The following is a 4,301-nucleotide window of genomic DNA, read 5'->3' on the forward strand; positions in this document are numbered from 1 at the left end:
CGCCCGTTCGGGCGCTCACCGGCGCGCCACCGCACTGTGATCGGTCGTTACTTCGTCTCCACTGACCGATCCGTTTATCGGCCCGACCACGGTACGCGACACCATCGCATGCCGGAACCGACCGTCAAGGCCGAGTACGACACGTTGCGCACGGTACGAGTCCACGAACCGGGGGTCGAGGGGGCCATCGGGGCCATGGATCCCGGGCCGAACCACTTCGCCCGGCCGTTCTCCGTGCGCGAGGCGAAACGCGAGCACCGGCGGATGGTCGAAACTCTCGAAGACGCCGGCGTCGAGGTCCGCCACCTCCACGAGGACCTCGCCGACGGCGGCGTTCTCAACGAATTCCTGACGGAGGCGATCGACGTCGACGACGGCGGTCCCGCCCCGCCGACGCGCGAGGAACTCGCCGACAACCTCCGCGACGCGTCCGCCTACGAGCGGCTCCAGACCGTTCTCTTGGGGCCGACGGTCGGGCGGACGGGCGGCGCGGAGGACGCCGACTCGCCCGACACGAGCGTCCGCGTCGACCGCGCGGTCACGAACCTCTACTTCCAGCGGGACTGCCAGCTCGTCGGCGACCGCGGCCCGATCCTGCCGCGGCTCGGGACCGCGACGCGCCGACGGGAGCGACCGCTGATCGAGGCGGCCTGGCACGCCCGCGGGGCGGAGATCGCCCACCGAACGAGCGCGACCGAAACGCTCGAGGGCGGCGACTTCCTCCCGCTCGGCGACTTCGCGCTCGTGGGCACCTCGGCGCTCGAGGACGGCGAGGAGACCGTGTTCCGGACCACCTACGACGGGGCGAAAGAGCTGCTCGAGGCGGGCGCGGTCGGCTACGACGAGGTCGGGCTGGTCCGACCGCCGCTCGCGGCCGACGAGCGGCTCGCCGCCGAACACGGCACCTCCTCGCGGCTGCTCCACCTCGACGGCTGGCTCAACGTCGCCGCCGAGGGGCTCGCGGTCGCGCGCGAGCCGCTGATCGAGGCGGCGACCGTCGAGGTGTTCGAGCGGGCCGGCGACGGGTACGAGCGCCGGGGCGAGGAGACGCTCGCGGAGCTGCTCGACCGCCACGGCTACGAGGTGATCGACGCGCCCTACCCGGAGCGGTGGGCGACGAACTTCCTCACGGTCGCGGACGGGACCGTCCTCCCCATCTACGAGACCGACGACGGCGAGTACGACCCCGAGGAGAATCGGACCATCGAGCGGCTGAAACGCGAGGGCGTCGAGGTGTTGCCGGACGGCGAGGGCCTCGATCCGGAGAACCTCACGAACGGCGGCGGCGGGATCCACTGCATGACCTCCCCGATCCGGCGGTCGTGAAGTGATCGGGTTGCGGACCGTGAGGGAGGCGGTTCGACCGTTCGAGCCGTCCGACGCTACTCCTCCAACACCGTCGCGCCCTCGCCGATCCGGGTCTGGTAGGCGCGGGCGTCGATGTCGGCGTCGGCGAAGGCGTCGAGCATGGCGGCCGCGATCGCCTGCCGGTCCCGCTCGCGGCAGGCGGCGACGACCGCGGGACCGGCTCCGCTCACCGTGACGCCGGTCGCCCCGGCCGCGAGCGCGGCGTCGTGGACCGCGTCGTAGCCGGTGATGAGTCGGGCGCGCTCGGGCGTGACGACCGGGTCGCTCATCCCCGCGCCGACGAGCGTCGGGTCCGAGCGACACATCCCGACCGCGAGGGTGGCGGCGTTGCCGACGGTCTCGACGAGGTCGTCCATCGAGGCGGTCTCGGGGACGACCCGGCGGGCGTCGCGCGTCGAGACCGCCACGTCGGGGAGACACACCACGAGCGGGACGCGGGCGTCGACGCTGTGGGTGCCGTCGGTCGTGGTGATCGTGAAGCCGCCGAGCAGCGAGGGCGCGACGTTGTCGGAGTGGGCGACGCCGGAGACGACGGCCTCGCCCTCGGCGGCGATCGGGACGAGCTCCTCGCGGGAGTACCCGCGGTCGTACAGCCGGTTGAGCGCGACCGCGGCACCCGCGGCGCTGGCCGCCGAGGAGCCGAGCCCGGACGCCGGGCGGACGCCCTTGTCGATGTGGATGTGCGCGGGCGCGTCGAGCGCCTCGACGACCGCCCCGACGGTGTTGCCGTCGGGGTCCTCCGGGATGTATTGGGCCCCGACGCCGGTCACCTCGATGGTGGTCCGGTCGGCCCGCTCGACCGTGACGACGTCCGCGGGCCGCGAGAGCGCCGCCCCGAAGACGTCGAAGCCGCTCCCGAGGTTCGCGCTGGTTGCGGGTGCCCGTACCGTGACCATGCGGAGGCGTTACTCCGGGGCGTCAAAAAGGAGCGGGATCGCGGTCGGCGGCGGGTCACGAACCGGAGAGACGGGAGAGGCGGAAGAAACGCTGGAGGCGGAGGAGACGGTGGGGGCGGGAGAGGCGATGGGGTGTCGAACGCGGACGGAGGGGCGTCGAAACGGAGGGTGACGTTACGAGTCGGCCGTGGTCCACAGGAGCGGTCCGACCACCACGAGGCCGATCCCGAGGAGGATGTACGTCGCCGGCATGGTGGTGAACGGGGACATCGAGAATATCAGGCCGAAGGTGATGATCACCGCGGCGATCACCTTCTGTGACTTCAGCGGGAGCGCCCCGAGCAGCGAGGCGACGAACGCGAGCAACAGGACGTGCCCGAGGTGATAATCGAGCAGGAACGTGTCGATGAACAGCGGCGAGAGCATCTCGTCGGGAGATGCGAGCGATTCGCGCATTAAAGTTCCGTTTCCGACGACCCTCGCTTATAAGCCGCACCGGAGAGACGACGGATCGTGCGACTCGTACAGGTCATGATCCCGGCGGGAAAGCGCGCGGCGGTCGTGCGCGCGCTCGAGGACGAGGGGGTCGACTACGTCGTCACCGACGAGACGAGCAACCGCGAGTACACGGGCGTCGCGATGTTCCCCCTGCCGAAGACGGCCGTCGAGCCCGTCCTCGAGCGGCTGCGTGAGGCCGGCATCGACGACCGAACCTACACGGTCATCGTCGCGGCCGAGACGGTCATCTCTCGACGCTTCGAGGAGCTGGAAGCCGAGTACGCCGAGGAGTCCGAGCGGGACGAAGACCGGATATCGAGACAGGAGCTCCAGGCGAAGGCCGACGACCTCGCCTCGGGGATGCGGACCTACGTCCTGATGACCGTGATATCGGCCGTGATCGCGACCGCCGGGCTCCTCCTGGACTCGCCGGCGACCGTCGTCGGATCGATGGTGATCGCGCCGCTCATCGGGCCCGCGATGTCGGCCGCCATCGGCACCGTCGTTGACGACGAGGAGATGTTCCGGCGGGGCGTGCGGATGCAGGTGCTCGGCGTCGCGGTCGCGGTCGCGGCCGCGACGCTGTTCGCCGTGGCGCTCCGGACGCTGGGGCTGGTCCCGCCCGGCCTCGACCCGCTCGAACTCGCCGAGGTCGCGGAGCGGCTCGCCCCGAACGTGCTGGTTCTCGCGGTGGCGATCGGGGCCGGCGTCGCGGGGATCGTCTCGCTCATGACCGGCGTCTCCGCCACGCTCGTTGGCGTGATGATCGCGGTCGCGTTGATCCCGCCGGCGGCCGCCGTCGGCATCGGGATCGCCTTCTCGATCCCGCGGCTCGTGCTCGGCGCGGGCGTTATCGTCGCGGTGAACGTCCTCTCGATCAACCTCGCGGCGCTCGTGATGCTGTGGTACGAGGGGTACCGCCCCGAGCGGTGGTTCCGCGAGGACGACGCGCGGGCGGCGGTCGTGAAACGCGTCGCCGTCCTCGTCGCCGCGATCGCGGTGTTGAGCGTCTTCCTCGGCGGGGTCACCTACGACAGCTACGTCGCGACCACGACGGAGACCGACGTCCGGAACGCGGTCGGCGACGAACTGGCGACGCTCGATCCGGAGGCCGAGCTGCTCGAGTTGGAGATCGAACGCACCGGGACGATCCCGCCGCGGGAGACCGATCGCGTGATCGTCACCGTCGGCGCGCCGCCCGGCGTCTCGATCGAAGGAGTGGCGACGGGTCTCGAGGCGCGCATCGAGCGAGTGACCGGGGAGACCCCCGGCGTGGAGGTCCGGCTGGTGACCGTCGATCGGGCGTGAACCGCCTCGAACCGAGCGATTCCGAAGCGATCGTGAGATCACGGCCGGCCGGAAGAGCAACTACTTTTTATCGGCGTCACCCTGTGTAGGGCAGTGACGGACCCCACCGACCCCGACGACGACTCCATGCGAGAGGTGGTCGAGCGATCGCGAAGCGGCGCTCCCGCCGTCGGCGAGGCGGTCCGGGACCGCTTCTCGTCGGACGAGGTGTTCCAACGGATCGTCGCCGCG

At 71.1% G+C, this 4,301-nt stretch carries 4 protein-coding genes; 2 read left to right on the forward strand and 2 right to left on the reverse strand.

What is annotated here, in order from left to right; all coding sequences use genetic code 11:
• Nucleotides 1–108: 108 nt before the first annotated feature.
• Complete coding sequence (locus OKW78_RS16425; protein WP_281196136.1) at nt 109–1,326, forward strand: arginine deiminase family protein; 1,218 nt, start codon at nt 109–111, stop codon at nt 1,324–1,326.
• Nucleotides 1,327–1,382: 56 nt separating this feature from the next.
• On the opposite strand, the gene OKW78_RS16430 is transcribed toward OKW78_RS16425, so the two are convergent.
• Both OKW78_RS16430 and OKW78_RS16435 read right to left on the reverse strand, forming a co-directional pair.
• Nucleotides 1,383–2,264, reverse strand: coding sequence for a homoserine kinase (locus OKW78_RS16430; protein WP_281196137.1), 882 nt, complete (start codon nt 2,262–2,264; stop codon nt 1,383–1,385).
• Between the two features lie 174 nt (nt 2,265–2,438).
• On the reverse strand, nt 2,439–2,690 hold the full coding sequence (locus OKW78_RS16435) for a hypothetical protein (RefSeq protein ID WP_122105566.1): 252 nt from the start codon (nt 2,688–2,690) through the stop codon (nt 2,439–2,441).
• Between the two features lie 87 nt (nt 2,691–2,777).
• Between OKW78_RS16435 and OKW78_RS16440 the strand changes: the two genes are divergently transcribed.
• Entirely contained in the window at nt 2,778–4,070 is a 1,293-nt protein-coding gene (locus tag OKW78_RS16440) for a TIGR00341 family protein (protein WP_369335045.1), read from the forward strand.
• Nucleotides 4,071–4,301 lie beyond the last annotated feature (231 nt).

Origin of the sequence: Halorubrum sp. F4, from assembly GCF_027257195.1 — an archaeon.
GTDB lineage: Archaea > Halobacteriota > Halobacteria > Halobacteriales > Haloferacaceae > Halorubrum.

Bases quoted from the DNA above. Each gene is read 5' to 3' on its own strand.
- OKW78_RS16425 (WP_281196136.1), top strand. From the start codon at position 109: ATGCCGGAACCGACCGTCAAGGCCGAGTACGACACGTTGCGCACGGTA.
- OKW78_RS16430 (WP_281196137.1), bottom strand. From the start codon at position 2,264: ATGGTCACGGTACGGGCACCCGCAACCAGCGCGAACCTCGGGAGCGGC.
- OKW78_RS16435 (WP_122105566.1), bottom strand. From the start codon at position 2,690: ATGCTCTCGCCGCTGTTCATCGACACGTTCCTGCTCGATTATCACCTC.